The following is a 24,004-nucleotide window of genomic DNA, read 5'->3' on the forward strand; positions in this document are numbered from 1 at the left end:
GTCGTGCCGATGGATGCGGCCCAGCTCGAAAGCAACTGGGACGTGATCCAGACCGAACCCGTGGGAACCAACAGCAAACGCTCGCGCAAGCGCAACGGCCGCAACCTGCAGCCGACCACGCGCTCGGTGATTCGCCGCATCGAGACCTACGAGTACACGGGAGCGTATGATCCCGCCACGCATGAGGCACTCTGCGCCGACGGCACCTGCACCGCACCCGGCGCCGGCGAGCTCGGAGCTCTCGTCAGCACGCAGATGAGCGCGGTCAACGTGCAGGAAGACTCGCTCACCGTTACCAAGACCGGAACCGGCGGCGGCAACGTCAACTCCAGCGACAAGGTCCTGAGCTGCGGCAACAAATGCGTCTCGCCATACGTCGCGGGCACGCTCGTGACGCTGACTGCGCAGGCCAACAGCGGCAGCGTATTTGCCGGGTGGACCGGAGCGTGCTCCGGAGCAGCTTCGACCTGCACGGTCGCGGTCAGCGGGGCCACCAGCGCGAATGCCACGTTCAACACCCAGACCACGGCGGGCGGCGGTGGCGGTGGCGGCGGTGGTGGTGGCGGCGGCGGCGGAACGACGAGCACCAGCACCGCGTCGCTTGCCGTGAAGACGAGCGGTGGAAAGGGCCTCATCACGAGCACCCCGGCCGGCATCAGCTGCGGCAGCACGTGTTCGGCGAAGGTGGTTCCCGGGACCATGGTCACGCTGTCGGTTCTGCCCGATCCGGGTCTGCACCTGGTGAACTGGTCGGGATCATGCACGGGCACGGCTGCCACCTGCACGCTGTCGGTCACGGGTTCGGCGACGGTTCAGGCAAACCTGAGCAAGTAGGCGACGACCTGATCCACGAAGGACGGTGCACGGCGGCAGATGCCACCGTGCACCGTCTTTTTTTTGAGTGGTCGTGTCGGCTACGCGGGCTCTAACTGCGACACTACCCGAAAAAGGGAGGTCCCTTGCGGAACCTCCCTTTTGCTTATGACCTTTGTCGGCGCTCGTTACGGTTCAGGGAGCTTCCTTGTCCTGGAACGTGAACCCGTCGTTCTTGGCCGCAGGATCGGTGAACGTGTGGGTCCAGCACTTGTTGCCGTTGTTCTGAAGCTGGGCGATCACCGGCTCGGTGAGCGGCAGCATCGGCATGGCGATGCTCGCGCCCTTGGACTTGACCTGAACGCTGGCCTTCCCGTCAAGACCGGTCTTGAGCGACATGCCGGTCACACCGCCTTGCGCGCCGGTTTTGTCCTTGTACTTGAAGCCGGTCGTCCCGGCCAAGGCCCAATTGGTGGCGCTCGGAGAGACTTTCGCTTCCGAGACCAGGTGCCCCGGACCGGCGTTCCCCGGTGAGTAGATGCAGAAGTAATACGGCATCGTGGTAGTCGGATCCCCGAGATCTGCCGGCACCGTCGCCGCACCCTTCGACCACTTCCACTGGATCTGGTTCTTCGACGTATCGGTGCTGTTCTTGACCAGCAACGATGCCGATGTCGTATCGAGGCAGCCGGTCAGCGGCGCCGCCGAGCAGCCGAACCGTACGTCCACCGTCGCAGAGGCGGACAAGGAATTCGTGGTGCAGCAATCGGAAAGGACGTCGATGGTGCGTTCGGCAAGGTTCGGGTAAGTGTGGGAAACGGAAACCTTGTACAGGACCGGTCCAGATCCGGTGTGCGAGGTCCACGGCCAGTTCTCAGTGACGGCGTCGCCCCAATGGATATTTGCGTGGTCATGAATCGCGCCGGTACCGATGGTGGCCTCGGTCACGTGAATGTTGACCGAACCGGCGACGCTGTCGCGCGAGGCGACAGAAACCGAGATGCCTTCGACGTGATGGGCCGCGGCGATTTGCGGCGACAGCAGCAGCGGCGGTGTCGATGGGAAGCTTCTCCTCTCGTTCGGGCGAGCTCATCGACGAGAGCAGTGTCTGGAAATCGCGCTGCATGTCGTGGGCGATGCCGGGCTGCTCCTTGAGCTGATTGGAAAGCTCCCGCGGGTCGCGCATGATGTCGTAGAGCTCGGGCGCCGGACCGTCGATGTATTTCCATCGCTCCTGCCGCAGCACTCGCAGCTTGGCCCAGCCGTACGTGTAGAACGGCAGATAGGTCTCGGCGTACGCGGATTGCGCGGGACCGGCGCCCTGGACGAGCGGCAGCAGACTGCGTCCCGGCAGACCCGGGTCGCCGGACAGGTGGAACAGGTCGATCACGGTCGGAACCAGATCGACCTGGCTCACGTTCTGCGCAACGCGCGTGCCGGCCTTCGACCCTGGCAGGCGCATGATCAGCGGAACGTGCAGCGTCGAGTCATACGCCAGGATGCCGTGAGTCTGCTCGCCGTGCTCACCGAGACTCTCGCCGTGATCCGCCAGCACGATCACAGCGACCCCGCGTCCGGCGGCGATCCTCGGATGTGCGAGCAAACGTGCGATCTGCGAATCCATGTACGCGATCTCGCCGTCGTACAGGTGGTCCTGGTAGCGATCACGGTACGGCGACGGCGGCGAATACGTCGCATGCGGATCGTAGAGGTGGACCCACAGGAAATAGCGGTCGCCGTCGGCAAGCTTGTCGAGCCACGCGCTCGCGGCGGTGACCGTGGATTCGGCCGGCCGATCGGGAACCATGCGCGGATGACGCTCGCGGCCGGAAGAAAGATCGTCGTCGTAGACTTCGAAGCCCTGGTTCAGCCCGTAGCGATGGTCGAGCACGGAGGCAGAAACGAACGCGCCCGTGTGAAACCCGGCTGCACGCAGGCGCTCGGCCAGTGTCGTCACCTCTGCAGGAACGTAGTGAATGCCGTTGTTCCTCACGCCGGTCTGCGGCGGGTAAAGTCCGGTGTGAATCGATGTGTGCGCAGGAAGGGTGATGGGCGCGACCGAATACGCATGATCGAACACCACGCCGCTGTCGGCGAGCGCCTGCAGCCCGGGCGTTTCGACGTTGGTGGCTCCGTACGGCTGCAGGTGATCGGGCCGCGTCGTGTCCATCGTGATCAGCAGCAGCGACTCCGGCTGGACGCGTCCCGTGGAGGCAGGCGGGGAGATCTGCGCAGACGGCGCCTGGGCCAGCGCTTCGACCGCGAACAGCAGGGACAACGACAACGAGAGAAAGAGCGGACGCGCGGACGTGAGCACGTCGGCGCTCTTGTCATTGGCGCGGCCGGGCCGCAAGCCGGGCGGCGCCCGGCGGAGACGTCGCGTCGAGCTTCGTATGACTCGACGTCGGGTCGGCGAACCAGCCTGCCTGGCCACGACTTCGTCAAGCGGCTTCACGAGCCGATTGCCCCCGGGACCTGGGCCTGCCCGCTCGTGTTTACCTCGTACGGCATCATATGATCCCGGGTCTTCGACCATGAATTGCCCGTCCTGCAGTCACGACAACCGAGAGGGTCGCAAGTTTTGCGCGGAGTGCGGTGCGGCGCTGCCGCTTGCCTGCGGGAGCTGCGGAGCGCCTTACGACGCGGGCGAGAAGTTCTGGTCTTTCCGAAGGCGCTGATCGACGAGACCAAGGCCCAGACCGATCGTGACCTGACGCGCTTCGACCTGGACTTCGATGTCCCGCAGCACTTCCTGCCCGAGTTCCCGGCGCCCATCTACCTGACGACGCGGCTGGATCTCGGCGACGTCTCGCACGGAAAGCTGGTGACACTCGCCAACCACTACGATTTGTTCAGCCTGCTTTGACTGCCACGCCAACGGCCATACCGATGCTGCGACGCACACGGTCGGTGACATCCGCCCGAACGAGCATCGGCACCGCATCGACACGCCCTCGCTGCTCGGCGTAAACATCCAGCGGCTCTTCGGCTCGCAACGGGCAATGAGGAGCGTCGAGGACTTCACCGAGTTCGAACAGCGCGCCGCGTATTTCGACGGCGATCCGGTACAGGCCCAGCGCAAGGGCGTCAACATTCTCGAGCGCGGGAGCCAGGTGCACTTCATGGCCGAGTTCCAGGACCTCCTCGACTTCCCGCCGGCACCGAAGCTCACCGTGATGGGCACGCTCGATTCCGCGAAGACCACGCCGAGCGAGAGGAGCGGCGAGGCGCTGTTCTTCGGCAAGGCGCAGTGCGCGACCTGCCATGCGCCGCCTTACTACACCGACAACTCAATGCACAACTTGCAGGTAGAACGTTTCTACACGGACCGGACGCTCAACGGCCTGACCGCCTCTACCGATGGGCCGATCAAGACGTTCCCACTGCGAGGCGTCAAGGATTCGCCGCCGTATCTGCACGATGGGCGACCCCTGACGCTGGACGACACGGTAGAGTTCTTCAATCTCGTGCTCGGGCTGAAGCTGAGTGCACAGGAGAAGAAGGACCTGGTCGCCTTCCTGCGCGTGCTCTAGCAGCCCTTCCTATGCGGCCGCCCGACGGCATCCATCGAAGGTCGGCTGCTCAACCGAGCATTCGATCCGCCGCGCCCAGATACTCGGCGATCGCCCGATCCGCCCACGATTCCACGGCGCCGAGCGTCTCGAAAAACCCGCAGTGTCCGCCGCGCCGGGTCAGGGCCAGCGTGATCCGTGGCAGCTTCTGCATCTCGCCGAGGTGCCGGTGGACGTTGCGCTCGACGCAGACAGGGTCGTCGGCCGAATTGATCACCAGCACCGGCGCGACGACGTCGCGCGCGACCTCCATCGGATTGCAGCCGACGTAGAATGCCTCGCGGCTCTCGAAGCCTGCGAGCGGATAGAGGCGGTCGTGGAACTCCGCCATGGTCGTCGCGGCCGCACATTCTTCGTATCCGCCGACTGGTCCGAGCACCTGTCGGTTCCTCGCGAGGAAGAACCGCACGAGCTTGCGCGTCAGGTAGCGGTCGTACCTCGGATCCACGAATTGGAACGCGTCGCGGATGTCGTAGGCCGGGCAGAGTGCGACCGCCGCGCGAAGACGCGAACGGCCGCCTTCCTCGCCGAGGTAGCGCACGAGAAGGCCCGAGCCTGCCGACACCCCGACGCCATAGAGCGGCGCGGAAGGGCGTCGCGCCTCGATCGCGAGGATCTGCCGCCGCAGATCCTCGCTCGGGCCCATCGTGTTGATCTTCGGCGAAGTGAGCTCGAGGCCGGCGTGGCCTCGCCGATTGCAGGCCGCGACGACCCAGCCAAGGCGCGCGCGAATCGACGAGATGAAGCGGCGCAGCCCGTCGCCGCTGCCGGTGATCGTGTGGAGCACGACCAGCACAGGCGTCCGTGCAGGCTCGGCGAGGCCGAGCCACTGGATCGACACGGTGCCGCCGTCGGGCATCGTAAGGCGTTCTTCGAGATCCCAGCGCAGCCGCGCGGCAGTGTCGCCGCGCAGCGTGGTCAGCAGGTTCTGCACGTGCGAGTTGCGCACCCATGGCGACGGCTCGAAGCCTGCGCGCAGCACGGGACAGGCAGCGAGAATCCCGTCGTGCCAGTTGCGGTCTACACCGCTGTAGCAGCTGAGCTGGTCGATATGCGACATCCGTCCCTGCAGCGCCGCGCCCTCGAAGGCGTGCGCGGCTGCTGCCGGCGATTCTTATGTCGGTGGCAGCGGTCCGGCGCCACTTCGACTCCAAACTCAGTGCGTCGCCGGGAGGGCCGCAACCATCTTCGTTACGGCCTTCTCGATGTTGCGCGCCCCGCTTTCGGGGCCCATCGCTACGGCCGTTCCCGTTCCGCGAAAGACCAGCCTCTTCGTGCGCATGTCGACGACATCGAGAAGCAGCGTGCCGTCAGGATACGGCGTAGCGTTTGAATAGTTGTTCGGCGCGCCGGTCCACGACGTGTAGAAACCGTAGGCGTAATCCCACCTGCCTCCGGAACGCTGCTCTGCCATCTCCCGAGCCGAGGTCCGGTCCGTGAGGAAAACGTGCCAGACGATCGCGAGGTCGGCGTCCGGGCCCGTCGCCTCCGCAACTCCGCGCTCCGCGAGCCGGTCGTGGACCACCTTGCGAAGCGCCATCTCGCAGTAGATCGGAAGGTCCCGCGAGTCGGGACCCGGCGCGAGCGAATACGTCCTGTAGGTTCCGAACGCCGCGGAGTGGTCGTAATCGGTCGTCACGTCGACGGTGGAACATGCGACCACGGCCAGCGCCGTGAACAACGAAACGAAAATCGTGCCGAGTGCCTTCATGCCGGCACGAGCTATACGCTTGCGACTACCCGAGCAATCGGCTCCGGCACGGCAGGAAGACGGCGCGCGGTGTGTCAGGCCTCGGCTCCCCGGCAGCGGCGAATCCTGCGATGGCTCGCCACAGGACGGGCCGTCTGTTAGTCATGCGCATCGATTCGCCCGGCGCTATTCCCGGCATCGGGTCCAGTGACGGCATCGATGCCGCTCCATGAGGCGACGGCACTGCGGGGCCTGACGTACATGAGCTGGATTACACGATGAGCTGCGCGCAGTGCGGCCACGAACCACCGGCAGGATCCGGTTTCTGCAATCATTGTGGGGCAAAGCTCACGGTCGCATGCCCTGGCTGCGGCGTAACGCCTCCGCCCGGCTCGCGATTCTGCAACGAGTGCGGGACGCCGCTGGGCGCACCCTCCAGGCAGCCGACGCCATCGATCGCTCGCGACGCACCGTCGGCGGCGCCACAGTCGGACGCGCGCAAAATCGTCACGATTCTCTTCGCCGATCTCGCGGGTTCGACCGCGCTGCACGAGCGCCTCGATCCGGAGTCGGTGCGCTCGTTCATGGAAAGCTACTATGCCGCCATGCGCGCGGCCATCGATGCGCACGGTGGCACGCTCGTCAAGCTTCTCGGTGACGGCGTGATGGCAGCGTTCGGTGTACCGCACGTCGCCGAAGACGATGCGATTCGCGCGGTACACGCAGGCACTGCAATGCAGCAGGCGTTCCGGCAACTCGCGCGCGAGCACGCCGACATCGACCTCCGCGTCGCGATCAATACCGGCGAGGTCGTCGTCGGCACCGACAATGCAGACGTGCTCGGCGATCCGGTCAACGTTGCGGCGCGCCTCCAGCAGGAAGCGCGGGCCGGCGACGTCGTGGTCGGTGAAACGACGCGCCGCCTGGTTGCCGCGCATGTGACCCTGGAGCCGCTCGGCAGCTTCACACTCAGGGGTCGGGCCGAACAGGTCAAGGCCTACCGCCTGGTATCGCTCGAACGGCCGAGCCGCGTCGCAACCGCCGCGTTCGTCGGACGCAGCATGGAAATGGGGAGGATCACTGCGATCTTCGATGCGGCGGTCGCCCAGCCCGCCGCGCGGCTTGCCGTGCTGCTGGGCTCGCCGGGGCTCGGGAAGTCGCGCCTGATCGCCGAGATCACGAGCTCACTTGGCGACAATGCGACCGCCGTCTTCGCGCAGTGCGATGCCGCCGGCGGGAAGACATTCGCTCCGATCGCCGGTGCACTTCGCGAGCTTCTCGGCGCGGGCCTCGTCGAGTCGGGTGACGCCACGGACAGCGCCGGCACGCTGCGCAGCGCCGTCGAGGCCGCAATCCCGACGAGCGATGCCGAACGGCTGCGAATAGCCTCCGGGATCGCGGCGCTGCTGGTCGGATCTCCGGCGTCGCCGGAAGAAACGTTCTTCGTCATCCGGCGCTTCCTGACCGGGCTCGCTCAGAACAGGCCCGTCGTCCTCGTGATCGACGACCTGCACTGGGCCGAGCCGCTGCTTCTCGATCTCGTCGAGCACCTCGTGCAGTGGGGCAGCGGCGTGCCGTTGCTCGTGCTCATCGGCGCACGGCCGGAGCTGCGCGACCTGCGGTCGTCGCTGGTCACACGCGGCGGGATCGTCTCCGACGTCATTACGCTCGTCGGTCTCGATGCGGGTGCGGCGATGCAGCTTGCGGCCAGCGTCATCGGCGCCAGTGACCTGCCGGCGACCGTGGTTGCCAAAGTGCTCTCCACAACGGAGGGCAATCCGCTGTTTGTCGGCGAGCTCGTACGCATGCTCGTGGACGAGGGTGCGCTCGAGCGCCAGGGCGACCGCTGGATCATCGGCGCAAACCTCGCGGCGCTGGAGATGCCGCCGACCATCCATGCGCTTCTCGCTGCGCGTATCGAACGCCTGCGTCCCGAAGAGCGCACGGTTCTCGAGCACGCGTCCGTGGTCGGCCGGCACTTCTCGCGAAGCGCAGTCTGCGCGCTTCTCGGCCTGAGTGGGAGTGAGCTCGACGCACGCCTGGAGACGCTGCGCCGCACCGAGCTGATCGAGCCCGACACGGGATGGTTCCTCGGCGAGCCGGTGCTGCGCTTCCATCATGTGTTGATCCGCGATGCGGCTTATCGGCGCCTGCTCAAGGGCAAGCGCGCGGAGCTGCACGCGCAGCTTGCCGAGTGGATCGAAGCAAAGGTGCGCGATGCGCCCGAGCACGACGAAACCGTCGGCCACCATCTCGAACAGGCGCACCGGCTTCTGTCCGAGCTCGGCCAGCAGGATCAGAAGACCAGAATGCTCGGCGAGCGGGCCGCGAACCGCCTCGCGGCCGCGGGTCGGCGAGCGCTTGGCGGCGACGACGTACCGCTGGCGGCGAACCTGCTTGGAAGAGCCATTGCACGTCTCGACGCGGGCGACACGGCGCGCGCCGAGCTCGCGCTCGACTGGTGCGAAGCACTGCTCAGCGCCGGAGACGTCGCCCAGGCAAAGACTGCCATCGCAGAGTTGAGCCGATTTACCACGCCGCGCGCCGCGGATCTGACGACCGCCGACGAAACGACTGCGATCAGGCGACTTTCCGCCTGGCATGTCTGCTTCACCGGGCAGCTGACGGTGCTGACCTCACCGCAAGGACTGCAGGACGTCGCGGGCTCCGTCTCCGCCGCCTCGAAGGAGCTCGCCTCGCTCGGCGATTCGGCCGGTGAGGCCAAAGCACACTTCGTTCACGCACTCGCACTCGCACGACTCGGCAAAGTCGGGAGCTGCGAGGGCGCGCTCGATCGTGCTCTGGCGGCCGCGCGCGGAGCCGGCGACAGGCGCCGCGCGAACACCGTCCTCGCAATCGCTCCGATCGCCGCGCTCTGGGGACCGAGCCCGGTCACGCGCGCGAGCGGCCGCTGTCTCGACGTCGTGCGCGTTCTGCGCATCACGCAGGGCGCACCGGCCGTGGAAGCGGTCGCGCTGTCGTGCCAGGGCGTGCTCGAGGCGCTGCGCGGCCGGACCGAGGCCGCACGCCGCATGATCACGTCGGCCCATAAAATGGTCGAAGAGCTCGGTATCACGCAGCGCGTGCTCGAAGCCGACGTGTCCGCCGGCCTCGTCGAGCTTCTCGAAGGCGATGCGCCGGCCGCCGAGCGCAACCTTCGCGGCGCCTACGAAGGGCTGCGCGATCTTGGCCTCGGAATCGGCGCGGCACAGGCATCGGCGCTGCTCGCACGGGCGCTGCTGGCGCAGAATCGAGACGCGGAAGCCGAAGCACTCTCTTATGAGAGCGAGCTGCTGGCGGGCGACGACCTGAAGGCTGCGATCGCATGGCGCGGCGTGCGCGCCGAGGCGCTCGCGCGACGGGGCGAACATGACGCGGCAGTGGAGCTCGCAACCGCGGCAGTCGAGCTCGCTTCGGCAACGGATGCGCTACTCGATCACGCCGACGCACGCCTTGCGCTTGCGGCAGCACTTCGCGCTGCAGGTCGCGATGCCGAAGCAGACGCCGAGGAGCGGCGCGCCAGGGAACTCTGGGATGCCAAGGGTGCGACGCTGCTCGCCGAGCGTGCGCCGCGCCCGGCTGTTTCGGCCGGTCCCACTATTGCAACCGCGGCCGCGCAGCCGCCCACGGCCGTGGCGAATACCGCCCGGTCGGGCCGCCGATTCACCCGCAACTTTGCCGTTCAGAACCGCGACCGTATCGCATCGGCAATTGCCGCTGCCGACGTGCAGGCGCTCGACACCGTGTACCGCTCCGATGTCGAGGTCATCGACCATCTGCACGCACGCAGTTATGGCTACGACGGCGTGCGTGAACTGATGCGGCTGCGGATAGTAGAATCCGAGACCGCCACGTTGCCGTACGAACCGCTGGCGACGCTCGGAGAGTCGCTTCTCGTCTGCCGAGTTCGTAGCACGTCCACCGGCTCGACTGTCGGCACCGCAACAATCGGTGCGACAGACGTGCCATACATCGAGGTCATCAACGCCGACGAAGCGGGTCGGGCGAGACGGATCTACATTTTCGGAGAAGACAAGCTCGGCGAAGCGATCGTGTGTCTGTATGAGCGCTACGCCGAGCTGCAGCCCGACGGACCTGCACGTAATCGCGCGGCGCAGGTCGCGCGGTCCGTCGCCGCTTACGACGGACCTTTCAACCCCGATCGCCTCGCCAGCGAATTGTCTCCAGGCTTCCGCTTCATCGATCACCGGCCTCTTGCGACGTGGTCCGCGCGAGACCCGAATGAGTTCGTGAAGCACTGGCGGCTTCAGCGTGACCTTGCGCCGGACGTTGCGCAGCGCTTCGAAGACGTTCTCGCCTGCACACTCGATGCGCTGCTCGTCCGCGTGACCGCCTTCGGTACCGGTCGCGACAGCGGCGGGGCTTTCGAAAACCGCACCTGCTGCGTCCTCACATTCGCACCCGACGGCCGCAGCATTGGCGGCGAGCTGTTCGAAGCGGAGTGCGAGGCCGAGGCGCGGGCTCGCTTCGACGAGATCACGACGGGCTGGCCGCCGCGCGCCGTACGGCGTCGCGTGCGGCCAAACGCTGCTACTGTTGCGACTGACCGGATCTCAGCCGTTGTCGAACGGAGGGACGCTTCGGGTCTCGACCATCTCGTCCACGATTCGTTCGTGGAGATCGATCATCCGACCGGATCGACCTACGGAAAGGCGGAGGCCACCGCGTCGATCGTTCGATTGCTGCGCTCCGACGACGTGAGCTACAACGTCGAACCGCTCGCGATACTCGGTCCGCTCATGCTTGGCCGCCGCCGCATTCATGCGAGTGGTGCTCACGGACAGCGCTTCGACGTGGGGGAATACGAGAACCACACAATCCTGGTGGCCGAGGTCGATGAGAACGGGATCGTCGTGCGGCACGAGGTGTTTGCTCCCGATCGTCTCGGCCAGGCGATCACCCGGCTGTATGAGTTGTATGCGGAGCGCGAGCCTGAGGGACCCGAGCGCTCGCGTGCACTCGGGATCGCCCGCAGTGCCATCTTTGGCGGACCAATCGACCTGGACCACATGGAGGCAAGTTTAGCCCCGTCAAGTACGAACGTAGACCATCGCGTGTTCAGCACGTGGAGCGCGCAAAACCGCGAAGAGTTCATGCAGCACTGGCGTCAGCAGGCGGTGCTCACTACCGGGTTCAGCGCCCGGACCGACGACGTGCTCGCGCTGGAGCCCGACACGGCGCTCATCCGTTCGACCTACTTCGGCACTTCCCGACAGAGCGGCGGCGCATTCGAGAACCCACTTTGCCTGCTTTTCGAATTCGGAGCCGACGGCATCATTTCGAGCTGCAATACGTTCGAGGCGGAACAGGAGGTCGAAGCGCTTGCTCATTTCGACGAGATGATACGGTCCAAGGGCGCGCGCCTCGCAGAGCTGCGCGCGACCAGCGCCCCGACGGAGCACCCGTTCGCGAATGTGGCGTCGCGGGCTATTCGCACACCGAGCGAAGCCTCGTCTGCGGGCGAGTGGACCGCAGCGTTACGGAAGGGCAATGCGGCCTCCGAAATGATGGAGCGGTGGCGAGCAACCTTCGACGTCGCATTCGCGACCGGCGACTGGAGCGCGATGCGCGCGCTTTGCGCTCCCGCCATGGTGTTCGACGATCGACGGCGCCTCGCGCTCATCTCGGGCGACAGCGAGCTGCTGATCGCGTCGGCGCGCGAACGTGTTGCCATCGGTGCGCGCCCGGAAATGCGCATCGTCGGCGCCGCCGGTGAGCGCGTCATTCTACAGAACCTGCTGTGGTCCGGCGGTCCGCCGGACGGTCGCTTCGAGATCGAATATCTCTCGGTGCAAGAGGCCGATGAGGCAGGACGCCTGACGGCAATTGTCCTGTTCGATAACGACGTCTGGCGCGACGCTCAGCGTGAGGCCTGGAAGCGCTGGGCGGCGATCGATCCGTCGGTGGAGTCGATCACGACGGCGCTCGGCCGGCTGATTGATGCGTGGAACGCCAAGGATCGCGACCTGCTGCATGACGCGCACGCGGCAAACCTCGTTGTCGAGGACCACCGACACGATGGCATCGGACACCTCGAAGGCTCCCAGGCGTACCTCGCGGCCGTGACTGCGCTCTGGAGCCTCGCGCCGGATTTGCAGTTTGCGGCGGGCAGCTTCTGGCTCGCCACTGCCGCGAACGGAGGTGTATTCCATACGCGCCGCATTGGAATGGTCCCTGGAGATGGCGGCGCGTACCAGAGCGACTATCTCGTGCTCATGCTCGTGGACAGCGGACGCATCAGTCACTTCGAGTTCTTCGAGACCGTCGACGCGGATGCGGCGCTTGCACGCTTCGACGAGTTGCGGACCGATCCGGGGAGCGCTCGCATCGCGAGCCCTTCGGCCCTGGCTCGCAATTAGCGACCGGGGCAGGTGCCCGGGCGCAACTCGACTCCACTACGAACATCCTGCGCGTATCACCGGCCGTGATCTGTGCCTTCGCCCGATGCGACCCGAGCGTGGCTCGTACCCCAGAAGTTTGGATACAGCAGGGACAGCCCGACGGTGATTCCGTACTTTGGTGCCGGCCCATAGTCCACCGCATTCCAGAAAGGCTCGACGAAGAGATTGACGTACTGCGAGCCGATCTGGAAAACGCGACCGAATCCAAGATCGATCGGTACCACTTCGCCGTGATTCTCCCAGTCGATGAAAATGACGGGTTGGGAGCGGACGAACCAGCCCTTTCCCAGTTGCAGCGTAAGGAAAGGTCGCACGAGCAGTGCGTTCGCGTCCTTGCGATCGCCGTCGCCGGCAAACGAGATCGGGTTCTGCAGCAGCAGGCCGAGCAACCAGTTGCGCGGCGCATAGGCCGCCACCGCGGCAGGCCCCGCCTGCCACTTCCCCTGACCCGTCTCGTGCGAGCTCGCTGACGGAAACACGAACGAGGCCCCGGCGCCCCAGATGAAACCCCTGTCGGTCTCCATGATGCCGAGATCGGTGAACTGCAGGTCTCCGAAATGCGTCGTGTCGTCCGGCGTCGTCACGGCCACGGGAGCCGCCAGCAGCGAGAGTTGGCGAATCGGAAGCAGACGGTACTGAGGCAGAGGCATCGTCACGGCGATCGATGTCACGTTGCCGTCGCCGTGCAGCTTGTCGAATTCCGGCAGGTACGTGTCCTGGATCCGCAGTTGAAGGATGGTCGAGACCGGCGCGTTTGCCTGCTTGACGAGGTTCGGCTGCTCCACCGACGCGTCCAACCGTTCGTCAGTAGCGGCCGGCTGCTCCACGGACGCGCCCGACCGCTCTTCGGTGACGGCCGGCTGCTGTCCCGGGTCGACCAAGACTGACTCGGCACGAGCTACGGCAGCGATCAGTGCCACCTGGAAAAGCGCAAGTAGGATCGACCGCACCAGGTTCCCCTGAGGGTTTGTCGCACCGAGTCAAGCGCGGCAGGCGGAAACGACGCGACCCCGCGCGACCTCAGCGCAGTCCGCCCCTCCAACGATATCGAGGAGACGCTGGCATTCGTCGTCCCCCGAGCATCGCCGCGCGGATTTCTCGAATGCTTCGTGGATACGCTCGGTGTCGGGTCGAAAACTTCGGTGTCCGGGTCGCGGCAACTGGATTCCAGCGCCGGGCAGCAGCCTCGTCACCGCCACCCGGCCGGCGCGTGTGTCACGGCCCCTCCGTGTATGCCCCCGGCTCCCAGAATCCGTCGGCGTCCGGATCCTGATCCACAAATGGTGCGAGCGCCGTCGAGAACGGCGCCGCGCCGAAATCGTTCCCGTTGAAGAGGTTGGCCCACGTCGGATTGTGGCCGATCGCGTAGTTGACGACAGTCGGTGTCGCGACGTCCGGATGCGAGACGACGACTTCGTTGTCGTTTTCGATGTGCGCATCGGCAAACACGAAGCCGCCGGCAGTATTGCAGCAGACCGCGAAGCCGTGGAGCGGCGCCGCGGCACTCGCCGTGGCGGGCCCGATTTTCAAGCCGTCTGCAGTATTCTCGCGAAACCGGATCCTCACCTGGCTCGGCCCTCCCGGCACGGCTTCGAGGGCCGCCGATTCGTAGATCGGCCCGGAATACGGGAATGCGCCGATCTCGCCTCGAACTGCGTACGTCGTTCCGAGCGCCGCGTCGCCGAGCCGGCGTCCGTACAGGTCAAACTGTTGCGGATGCGTGCCGGACTTGAGATCGATCGACGTCATCACCGACGTGCGCGGGACCGCAAGCGTTCGGAAGAACATCGCGTGCTGCTGCGCCTGCCAGTCGGTGAGCGGGTTGGTCAGCGGAAGTTCTCTTGCCGCCAAATCGGTCCAGCGAAGGCCCGTCCCCGACGGCAGCTCGTGATAGACGAACGGCAAGTCGGGCTGGCCGAAATTGGAGCGCCACGCGCGCATCATCGCCGGAAACAGGTGCGCATAGTCGCCGGGAGTCATCCGGTCGATCCCTTTTTCGCCCTGCCACCACACCACTCCACGAAGCGCCATTGCCTCGCGCGGCTCTCCGGGTTCCACCGGCCGTTCGAGCGGACGAATGTTCTGCTCGTAGTAGAGACAGCGATTGATGATTTCGCCGCCGCAGCCCGTGAACAGCGACTGCACGACGGAATCGCTGTCGCCCGCAGTCTCGGGAGGCAGCCAGTGGCCGAGCGCCGTATCGGATTGCGCGCGGTTGACGAGGCCGATCGGGATGCTGAGATGGTCCGTGAGCTCGGCACCAAAATAGAACGCTGCGCCCGACGGTCGCTGTCCCCAGCGCAGGATCGTCATCGCACGAATCCCCGGGTACAGCGCCGCATCGTCGCCCTTCGGTCCGCGAATCACCATGTTCGACTGGCCGCTGAGCAGCCACACGTCGCCGACCAGGACGTCAGAAAGCACGACGGACGGCGACGTGGCAGCATCCTCGTAAAAGGCGATTTCGTACGGACCTCCAACGGGGAGATCGTCGAAGCGTACCACCCAGCGGCCGGAGGCGTTCGAAGTCGTGCTGCGCGACTGGAGGATCTGGAGCCCTGGCGCCATCGAACGGTCGATGAACTCGGCGCGCACCGGAACGGAGGGGATCGCCTTGCCCCAGATCGGAACCGTCTTGCCTCGCTGCAGGACCATTCCGCTGCCGAAGATCTCCGGACGGTTGCCGGATTCAGCCTTGAAGCTGATCGCGGCGTGCGCCGGAAACGCGGCGAGCGCGGCGAACACCACAACCGCGAAGCGGAGACGATGCACGGCTGGACAGTAGAGGCCCGACCGCCGCCACGCAAGCCTCGAAGCGCGAGCCGCTGCCGTGTCCGTTGCCCAGCGATTCCAGCAGCTCGCCGCACAAGCGGTGGAGCTCGGCCTCGCACCAGCATTCCCCGGTCTCCGCGATCAACGCGACTCCGAAACGGACAGCCGGGAATCGCTGTTGACACCCTGCCGCCGGGAGTTAGCTTCAGATTGAAAAGCGCCGGACATATCCGCGCGCCGGCAGCGGGGTCGAACATCGATCCCGAAGGAGGTTCCGATGAACAGGTACCTCGCGCATCGATCCAGCTACCCCAGCTACCATGTCTCGCACTCGGCAGCGTCAGGGGTGTTTTTCGTCCTCGGCATCGCGCTCATGCTGCTCGCCGTGCACTGGATGGTCCTGGGCAGTTACCTCATGCGCCTGCAACCCTTCTACAGTCCGTGACCGGGCGGCGGACACCCGCCGCTCCTTACCCCGTTCGACCGTTCCGCCAAGGCGCGGCCCGCGCGTGTCGCGGGTCGCGCCTTGGCGTCATCACTGTTCATTCTCGCGAGTGTGCGAGTGCGAGGATTACGGCGTGCACTTCGAGTTGTCGGCAGAATCGATGTTCGCGGGACAGACACCCGTCCCACAACTACCTGCGTCGTCGCAATACTGGCAGCTGGCGACGGTAGCATCCGCACAATCGGGATCCACGATGCCGCATCCGCAGTCGCAGAAGCCGTCCGCGTAGAAACCCGGGTCGCAGGTCCATGCGCCCGGCACCGCGCACTTGGAGTTGTCGGCAGGATCGATGTTCGCAGGGCACGCAATGGACGCGCAACTGCCGACATCATTGCAGTACGCGCAATTGGCGACGGTAGCATCCGCACAATCGGGATCCACGATGCCGCATCCGCAGTCACAGAACCCGTCCCCGTAATACTTCCCACTGCAGGTCCAACCGGCCGGCAGCGTCGTAGTCGTCGTGCTCGTGGTTGTCGTGGTGGTCGTGCTCGTCGTGGTGGTTGTAGTGGTTGTCGTCGTCGTAGTCGTCGTCGTGCTTGTAGTGGTCGTGGTCGGAATCGGTTGACACTGGAAGCTGACGCACTGGCTTCCGACGTCGCAAACGCCGCAGTCGATGGGCAGGCCGCAACCGTTGTCCGGAGTGCCGCACTGGGCTCCTATCGCCGCGCAGGTCTGGGCCGCGCAGCACGTGCCAAACTTGTCGGGCGGATTCTGCCGGATACAGACGTTGCTGGCGCAACTTCGGTTGACGTTGCAGACGGCGCCCCCCGGCTTGCCGCCCTTCGCACTGCCGACGTCGGCATACGCGAGCAGGCCAACCATGATTAGAGCCGCGGCAAGTGATCGTTTCATACGAGTCCCCTCTACTGATGGCGGGCCGACCCCGGCGCCCTCTCGCTCGGGACATGCACTGCATATAGCGAGCCATGGGAACGCTGACACGAGGACACGCTGGGTCAGAGGCGATCACGCCCCGGCAGACAGGCCTATGCGGGCTCTTACTGGCTGCCGCGCAGGGCCCGCGTGCGACTTATGCGGCCGCTGCGCGCCCGCAAGCAACGAAAGGCTCGTGCCCGCCTGCAGCGCCTTGGCGCCGTACTCAATGGATGAAGCGAGGCCTGTTCCGAGGAATGAGAACGCGCGCGTGCGTAGTTCGCGCTTTTGACGAAGCACCTGGTGGCCGACTCCCTTCGCGCCGGCTCAGACCGGCAAGGACACCGGCACACCGTTCAGCGCGAAGTACTGATCAAGATCAGGCACGCAGGTGATGGGCGAAGCGACGAGTTGCGCGCCCGTCGCCTGCCTCTTCGCTGGCCCCCGCTCGTTTCCACTGTTCCAGCGGAACGAGCTCAGTTGGCGCCGCTATTGCTGCCGCTGGGCTGAAGGCACGGATCAACCGCAGGACAGCTTCCGTCGCCGAGGCTCGTTCCGCCGTCCGCCAGGCAGCGCGCCAGAGTATGGTTCTCGCATCGGATTTCGTTATTGCCGCCGTTGGGCTCGCAGCACATGACGCCGGTCTCGACCGGAACGACATCGGCACACGTATCGATCGCGCACACGCCTGCACCCTTGTTGAAGCCGCCGGCGGCCGCACAGTCGGACACCGTCTGCGATTCGCACTCGACCTCTCCGCTGAGCGGCGGCTGCACGCAGCACATCACGTCGGGATTCGGTGGAGGCACATCGGCGCACGTCGTCGCGTCGCACGCGCCGCCGGTGCCCTTGGCAACGCCGCCGGCAGCCGTGCAGTCGGTTGCATTGAAGTCTTCGCACTCGACCTCGTCGCCGGCCGGACTGGGCAGGCAGCAAATGCCGTGGGCGATCGACGGCGGAACGTCTCCGCAAGGATTCGGTGAACAGCTGCCGGGCCCCTTGTCGAGACCGCCGAGCTGCTCGCACTCGGCAACCGTATGATCCTCGCAGGCCCACACGTAGTAGGCCGCCACGCAGCATTGCACGTGATCGTCGGGAGAGGGCGGCGCGGCGTTGCACGGGTCGCTTGCACACGAATCCGCCTGCACGACCGACCCGCCGGCTGTCAGGCAATCGGCCTGGCTGCGGTCCTCGCACAGAGGGCCGGAGTTGTCGGGTACGCAGCAGACGACGCTGGCGGCGGGCGGGCGCGCGCTGCCGCACGGATCGGGAAAGCAGGAACCGGCCGCGCTCGAAGTGCCGCCGAGCGCGGTGCAGTCGGCGGGCGTGCGGTCTTCGCACTCGGTGTGCTCGCCGCCTGGAATGCAGCACGCCTTGTCGGTCTCGCTGCCGGCGGGCGCCGCCACGTGGCCGACGAGCACGTCGTCGCCGGTCGCGCCCCGAATTTCGATCGCTTCGCCGCGCGGGTCGAAGCCGAGCACCAGGTTCTCACCGACTTTGCCGGTGCTGAACCGAACGCGGCCGTAGCCCGTGTCATCGGAAGGCAATGTCGCGACTTTGATGCCACCGACCAGCACGTCGTAGCTCGACGAAGGCGCGAGCGACGATGCCTGCACACCGAACCCTCCGCGGGTCGAAGTCCTGACGATGAGTCGCGCGACACCGCCGGCGCCGGGCACGACGCCGGTGCTCGTCAGTGCCGTCTTCGTTTTCACCTTCTCCGCCTGAGCCGCGACCGGCGCGAGAACGGACAAGGCAAGAGCGGCAACAACGACACGCGACAGGGACGACAGGAAACGGTTCGATCGCATTGAGCTTGATCTCCCGGCAAGGCGCGTTTCGAGAGGCGCTTGCCGGCCTTTCTCAATGCAATCGTCAGGCCATCACGAAGGCCCCGGTTTTCCTCGGGTTTTGTCCCAGGAGCGCGCCATCGGCGGGGCATGGGACCCGCTGGCCGGGCCACATGCCCCGGACCGTTCCGTCGCGCCACCGGTGTCGCCGCCGATAGAGAATGCGACGTCGCTCAATCGCTCAGCGCGCAATTCCTCGCCGAACACGCAAACTCCATTTCAGGGGACCCGCGGTTTCGCCGCGACCTCGAAGATCGCGAAGCGCGGGTCGTTCTTCGATTGCCATACCGGCCGCAATATCGATGAAGTCTCATCCGTAGCCGCATACACCAGATCAAAGAATGCGCCTTCCATGGGATACGAAGGCAGTGGCGTCAGCAGCAGATATCGCGCGCCATACTTTGCCAGCGTATCGTCCATCTCGCCGGCGGTTCCGAGCGGCGGATCGGAGGCGCCGTAGTACAGCGAGAGAGCATGAGGCACGAAGGGGCGGATCGTCGGACGATCGCTGTATAGCGCTGTCATCGTGTCCAAGCCGGCCGCCACTACTTCGCCAGGGCGAGTGTGTTGCGACAGCCATTCAAAGGCGGATTGATAGTCACTCCACGCAACAGGCGCATCGGGCATCGTAAAATACGGATAGTGCGATTGACGGCTCACGCTGGAGTATTGCAGGACCATCCAGCCGTTGAGCGAGACCACCATCGCAATCGTCGTTGCCAGTGCGAGTCGGCCGGCGCGTGCCGAAGTACGGAGCGAAACGAACTGGAACACCGTCTCGATGAGCATTGCGACCAGGAACGGCAGGATTGGAACCAGGAAACGATCGGGCGGCCAGGGCCAGAAGCAAACGAGAGCAAGATAGGCAAGCAGCGTGACCGGCAGCAACTCCAATTTGCGGGCTCGAACGGCGACAACCATCCACGGCAGTATCCCGACCGAAAACAATAACCACTGAGGGGAATCGATTCGGCCATACAGCCACCGGGTCGCCGCCTCGAACGCGATCGACGGGAAAGCGACGCCTGACTTCAGAAGATTCTCTACGGGGACAAACATCGACCCGTTGTTGCGCCACCACTCGATGTAGTCGGTATGGTAGCCCAGGATGCTGTCGTGGCCTGCGCTGCCGGCAAAAACCGCCCAGAGGCACCACGGAACCATGACCATGGCTGCACCGGCGGCTACGAATCGCACCGACTTCTGGCGGCGCATCATTGCCAGGACTGCGGCAACAGGTATGGCCACGCCGGCCAGACGACACAGAAACGGGAGCCCGAGCGCGATTCCGCAGGCAAGGTCGCGCGTCGCCGACGAGTCGGACGAGCGCAGTCTCGATTCTGTGGCCCAAAGTGCCGCAACGAGCGCCACCAGAAACGGCATTTCTGAAAGAGTCTGACAGCAATAGAAGAGAACGTTGGGCGATGAAGCGACGATCAGGCCCGCGCCGACGGCAGCTGCGCGGTGACCGATACGAAAATGCACGACGTACAGGTAAGCCATCGCGAGGCCGATCGCCGAAAGCGCAATCGTCATCGCTTGCATCAACACCAGTTGTTCGTCGCGAGAGGACGACGCCATCGCTGCCAACGAAAGAAACGCCGGGTACAGTACCGGATACTTGGTCTGCGCGGGATGACCGGGAAGATTCGTCAGCGTGTAGCCATCGCCGCTCGCGATAGCCCTGGCGGTGATGGAGTAGACGGCGTCGTCGTCAAATACGCCGACGACTCCCGGGATCACCCGCTGGCTCGCGCCCGCCAGGACAGCAATCGCGATCAGGGCCGCACAAGCGGCGTCACGCCAGTCGAGCCTTCGCGGGTTCGACTGCCGCAGGATATCGGGCGTTCCTTTTTGTGCGTCCGGATCCATGGAGAGTTCCTACGAATGGCGTGCGGGAACGCCTCGGCTTTGCGCGCGATTTCCATATCGGGAGGGGCGCGTAGTGGCCAGCACAATCTGCTCGCGAGCTGGCGGTACCACCACCGAGCGCGCTGCGTCTTGACTCGTTGTTTCCCGGCGTAGTAGGCAATTGCATGCTGCGCGGGAGCACCATCGTGGCCGGAGTCGGCCTGCTCGCGTGCCTGGCCGCCGCGCCTCGAGCCACCGCGCAGACCTTCGGTTCCCCGTCCGTCATCAACAGCAACGCCTCCGCCGACACGGCCATCGACGTCACGCCGCAGATTGCGACCGACCGCGCGGGACACTGGGTAGTCGCCTGGAGCGGCGCTGCCAACAGTGTGGCCGTCTCACGCTCGTCCGACAACGGCGCAACCTGGACTCCTCTCGAGGCCATCAATGACGCGTCGACGAGAGGCGGCGCCGTGCAACTGGCCACCGACGGCGCCGGCATCTGGGTAGCGGTGTGGGAGGCACAGGATGCTCTCGATGGCTCGGACGTCGACCTGTTTACGTCGCGCTCGCTCGATGCAGGCGCAACGTGGAGCGTGCCCGCACCGCTGAACACCGATGCCGCGACCGATTCGGGAGACGATCTCGAGCCGGAGCTTGCGACCGACGGCGCGGGAACGTGGATCGCTACCTGGGCCTCGAATGACACGCTCGGCGGTACGATCGGCAGCGACTATGACATCCTGTACGCGCGATCTGTCGACGGCGGGGTAACGTGGAGCCCACCTTCGCCGCTCAACTCCAACGCAGCCACGGACACCGGCGCCGACAACGAGCCGGACATCGAGACGGACGGCGCGGGTACCTGGCTCACGATCTGGACTTCGAGAGACTCTCTCGGCGGCACGATCGGTGCCGACCCGGACATCCTCGTCTCGCGCTCGAACGATGCTGGTGTAACGTGGACTCCCCCGTCACCGCTCAACACGAATGCCGCGAGCGATTCCGGAGACGACTTCTTCCCGCGGGTCGCCGCCGACGGCCATGGCGACTGGATCGCGGTGTGGACCTCCACCGACTCGCTCGGCGGCACGATCGGGAACGATGAGGACACGCTGACAGCCACGTCCACCGACGGCGGACTGAACTGGAGCGCGCCGCACGCACTCAACTCGACTGCCACCAGAGATACTGCGAATGACGCCGAGCCGCAGGTCACCACGGACGGTCTCGGCACGTGGATCGCGATCTGGTACGGCGCCACGCCCGGAAACTTCGGCGGCGGTGACGACGACATCCTCATCGCTCGCTCGACCGATCTCGGCTCCACGTGGTCGCTGCCGTTGCCTCTCAACACGAACGCGGCGCACGACCGCGGCTCCGAATCGGATCCGCAGCTCGCCACCGACGGCGCCGGCACGTGGCTCGCGGTCTGGGACACCCCGGATGTCTCCGGAAAAGCCATCGGCGATTTCGACATCGTCGTCGCGCGCGGAAGAGACATCGAGTGCACCACCTTGCCGATGACGGGATGCACATCCTCGCTCGGCGAGCCCGGCAACAGTCTGCTGCTGCGTAACGCAGTGGACGACGGCAATGACGAGGTCCTGTGGAAGTGGAACGGCGCCGACGCAGGCGGGCCTGCGGCGTTCGGCGACCCTTCGGCCGGCGACGTGCTGAGCGGCACGAGCTACCGGTTCTGCGTCTACGACGGAAACGCTGCGGCACTGCTCGCGAGCGTCGCGCCTGCCGGTGGAGTGTGTCGCACGAAAGCCTGCTGGAAGGCCGCGTCGAGTGGCCTCCGGTACGGCGACCCCGAGCTCACACCGGGCGGCATCGACAAGATCAATCTCAAGGCCAACGCAGGGCGCGACAAGCTCGCACTGAAAGGTAGCGGTCCGTACCTCGCGATGCCTGCGCTCGACGCGCTGGCATTGCCGCTCGTCGCCCAGCTCCAGGCCGGCAACGGCTCGTGCTGGGAGTCGACGTACAGCGCACCGTCGACCAACAGCGGCGACGCGTTCCAGGCGAGCGGCGACTGATCGCATCGGCCGGTCGCGCGTTCATGACCGACGATAGCGATGCGGCGTCGGGCGGCGAACGGCAAGATCCGCGCTATCGCAACTCAGCGCGGAAATTCATAACGCTCGATTCGCACGTTGTGCCAGTCGGCGCCGCGCGCCGGCTGCACGACCCACCCACGCTCGTTTTCGCGCGGCATCCGCCGGTCCATACGATGGCTCGTGGAATGAAGCTGGAAGACGAGACCGGCCGCCGTCATCTCGCGACGAAACGCCTCTGCGCGATCCAGCTCATTGAACGCAGGCGAGATCGAAGACGGAGAGACGCAGAGCAGACAGGTCCTGCCCATCGAAGACACTGCTGCGACCAGCGACGCCCAGTCTTTCAGATCCCGTTCGGTGACTCCGGGCTGGTGCAGAACGTAGTTGAGGCTCACGAGATAGTGATCGGCGCGCGGAATGGACAGCCCCGCGCAAGTTTCCGCGAATGCAACATCCAGCCACGGCGGCGCGAGGGCGCGCAGGAACTCGATGCCGAGTCGCCGCATCAGGCTGTGCGGCTCGACGCCGAGGTATGCCAGCCTGACGGGCGGCTCGGCTGTCCACGCCTCGACCAGGGCTGCGGCAACGTTGCCGGCACCGGCGCCCAGATCCACGGCGCAGACTGTCTGTCCCTTGACTACGAAGGGCCCGCGGTCATCGATCGCGAGCTTGAATGCATCCGTGTGCGCGCGGTGCAGCCTGAAAGCGTCCACCATCGCGTAGCACTCAGGATCGTCGCGCAGCAACCTGCCCTGGCGCCTTCGCTCGGCCGCCCGGATCTCCTCGACGGACAACAGGTCGTATCGCGGTCGAAGCGTCGCGTGGAATGCTTCGTCGTAGTTCATCCGCGCCTCGGGTTTCCCAGTTTGAGAACGGGAGCGCAATCGCCAGGTCCAGGTCGCCTCCAGGTCCGCATAGCCCGGTGGCGTGGAACTCGAAGAGGAAGATAGCGGTAGGAGCGCGATCCCCAGGAACCCCGCTCCATACGTGAGTAATTGCCTTGTCGGACGCCGGCCGATTGAGCTAGCTTTCCGACTCCAGCAGCGAAGCGAGACGGGGGCGGCCATGCTCGAGGAGAGAATAAACGCATTGTTCGGCGATGAGGATCCCACCGGGTTCGGTACGGGCTGGTGGAGCGGGGTCCTGTCCGCCTTCTGCGGGATTCTCGCGTTCGGCGCGGTGGTCTGCCTGCATTTCCCGCAGCTGCTGTCGTCGCCCGAGTTGCGACCGCACTACCCCATGGCGCTGATGCGGATGCTGATCCAGACCGACATCGTGGCCGCGATCCTCCTCGGCGTCGGGTCGGCGTTCCTGCGCAGGAAGAGGTCCTCGGCCTGACGGGGATGTGCTTTGCCCTCGCCGCGACGCTGCTCGGCGGCACCAGCAGAACGCGCCTTGAGTGGGCCCAGCACCTAGAGAACGACGGGCTCGGGCCAGTCGTGAGCGGACCTGCCCGCGTAGCACCAGGGTGTGACTGCCCGGGTGCTGCGCGGGTTCACTCGGGCTACCCGCTCGAGGCACGACCGTCCTGGTCGATGGCGCATTGCGTTCGCGCCGCGTCACCGCCATTGTGGGCGGTCTTTGGTTCGT

At 65.8% G+C, this 24,004-nt stretch carries 16 protein-coding genes and 1 pseudogene; 6 read left to right on the forward strand and 11 right to left on the reverse strand.

Annotation, left to right across the window (positions count from 1 at the left end):
* A partial coding sequence (locus tag VGK20_15085) for a hypothetical protein (protein HEY2775366.1) occupies positions 1 to 834 on the forward strand: 834 nt, incomplete at its 5' end.
* Positions 835 to 1,008: 174 nt separating this feature from the next.
* Here the strand turns inward: VGK20_15085 and VGK20_15090 are convergent.
* Entirely contained in the window at positions 1,009 to 1,761 is a 753-nt protein-coding gene (locus VGK20_15090) for a hypothetical protein (GenBank protein HEY2775367.1), read from the reverse strand.
* On the reverse strand, positions 1,724 to 3,130 hold the full coding sequence (locus tag VGK20_15095) for a sulfatase (GenBank protein ID HEY2775368.1): 1,407 nt from the start codon (positions 3,128 to 3,130) through the stop codon (positions 1,724 to 1,726). The genes VGK20_15090 and VGK20_15095 overlap by 38 nt, the downstream gene beginning before the upstream one ends.
* 339 nt (positions 3,131 to 3,469) lie before the next feature.
* Between VGK20_15095 and VGK20_15100 the strand changes: the two are divergent.
* Positions 3,470 to 4,346, forward strand: a pseudogene (locus VGK20_15100) (cytochrome B6).
* A 49-nt stretch (positions 4,347 to 4,395) separates the two neighbouring features.
* Here VGK20_15100 and VGK20_15105 read toward each other — a convergent pair.
* Entirely contained in the window at positions 4,396 to 5,445 is a 1,050-nt protein-coding gene (locus VGK20_15105) for an alpha/beta fold hydrolase (protein ID HEY2775369.1), read from the reverse strand.
* Between the two features lie 96 nt (positions 5,446 to 5,541).
* A complete protein-coding gene (locus VGK20_15110; GenBank protein ID HEY2775370.1) occupies positions 5,542 to 6,096 on the reverse strand; it encodes a DUF4136 domain-containing protein in 555 nt (184 codons plus the stop codon).
* Positions 6,097 to 6,353: 257 nt separating this feature from the next.
* Here VGK20_15110 and VGK20_15115 point away from each other — a divergent pair, with 257 nt between their 5' ends.
* A complete protein-coding gene (locus VGK20_15115) occupies positions 6,354 to 12,455 on the forward strand; it encodes an adenylate/guanylate cyclase domain-containing protein (GenBank protein HEY2775371.1) in 6,102 nt (2,033 codons plus the stop codon).
* Positions 12,456 to 12,511: 56 nt separating this feature from the next.
* On the opposite strand, the gene VGK20_15120 is transcribed toward VGK20_15115, so the two are convergent.
* Positions 12,512 to 13,294 carry a hypothetical protein gene (locus VGK20_15120; protein ID HEY2775372.1) on the reverse strand — a complete coding sequence of 261 codons (783 nt, stop codon included), beginning with the start codon at positions 13,292 to 13,294 and terminating at the stop codon, positions 12,512 to 12,514.
* Between the two features lie 418 nt (positions 13,295 to 13,712).
* Entirely contained in the window at positions 13,713 to 15,269 is a 1,557-nt protein-coding gene (locus tag VGK20_15125; protein ID HEY2775373.1) for a sialate O-acetylesterase, read from the reverse strand.
* A 277-nt stretch (positions 15,270 to 15,546) separates the two neighbouring features.
* On the opposite strand from VGK20_15125, the gene VGK20_15130 reads away from it, so the two are divergent.
* Complete coding sequence (locus VGK20_15130) at positions 15,547 to 15,714, forward strand: hypothetical protein (GenBank protein HEY2775374.1); 168 nt, start codon at positions 15,547 to 15,549, stop codon at positions 15,712 to 15,714.
* Positions 15,715 to 15,840: 126 nt separating this feature from the next.
* Here the strand turns inward: VGK20_15130 and VGK20_15135 are convergent, their stop codons facing one another.
* The 4 genes from VGK20_15135 to VGK20_15150 form a co-directional block, all read right to left on the reverse strand.
* On the reverse strand, positions 15,841 to 16,155 hold the full coding sequence (locus VGK20_15135; GenBank protein HEY2775375.1) for a hypothetical protein: 315 nt from the start codon (positions 16,153 to 16,155) through the stop codon (positions 15,841 to 15,843).
* A 16-nt stretch (positions 16,156 to 16,171) separates the two neighbouring features.
* Positions 16,172 to 16,345 carry a hypothetical protein gene (locus VGK20_15140; GenBank protein HEY2775376.1) on the reverse strand — a complete coding sequence of 58 codons (174 nt, stop codon included), beginning with the start codon at positions 16,343 to 16,345 and terminating at the stop codon, positions 16,172 to 16,174.
* 781 nt (positions 16,346 to 17,126) lie between these two features.
* Positions 17,127 to 18,365 (reverse strand): hypothetical protein, encoded by a 1,239-nt coding sequence (locus VGK20_15145; protein HEY2775377.1) that lies wholly within the window; start codon positions 18,363 to 18,365, stop codon positions 17,127 to 17,129.
* A gap of 354 nt (positions 18,366 to 18,719) precedes the next feature.
* A complete protein-coding gene (locus VGK20_15150) occupies positions 18,720 to 20,372 on the reverse strand; it encodes a glycosyltransferase family 39 protein (GenBank protein HEY2775378.1) in 1,653 nt (550 codons plus the stop codon).
* A gap of 164 nt (positions 20,373 to 20,536) precedes the next feature.
* On the opposite strand from VGK20_15150, the gene VGK20_15155 reads away from it, so the two are divergent.
* A complete protein-coding gene (locus VGK20_15155) occupies positions 20,537 to 22,393 on the forward strand; it encodes a sialidase family protein (GenBank protein ID HEY2775379.1) in 1,857 nt (618 codons plus the stop codon).
* Between the two features lie 83 nt (positions 22,394 to 22,476).
* On the opposite strand, the gene VGK20_15160 is transcribed toward VGK20_15155, so the two are convergent.
* Positions 22,477 to 23,259, reverse strand: coding sequence for a hypothetical protein (locus VGK20_15160; GenBank protein ID HEY2775380.1), 783 nt, complete (start codon positions 23,257 to 23,259; stop codon positions 22,477 to 22,479).
* Between the two features lie 220 nt (positions 23,260 to 23,479).
* Here VGK20_15160 and VGK20_15165 point away from each other — a divergent pair, with 220 nt between their 5' ends.
* Positions 23,480 to 23,752, forward strand: a complete 273-nt coding sequence (locus VGK20_15165; protein HEY2775381.1) for a hypothetical protein — start codon at positions 23,480 to 23,482, stop codon at positions 23,750 to 23,752.
* The last annotated feature ends 252 nt before the right edge of the window (positions 23,753 to 24,004 follow it).

Source organism: Candidatus Binatia bacterium, assembly GCA_036493895.1.
Lineage (GTDB): Bacteria > Desulfobacterota > Binatia > UBA1149 > CAITLU01 > DATNBU01.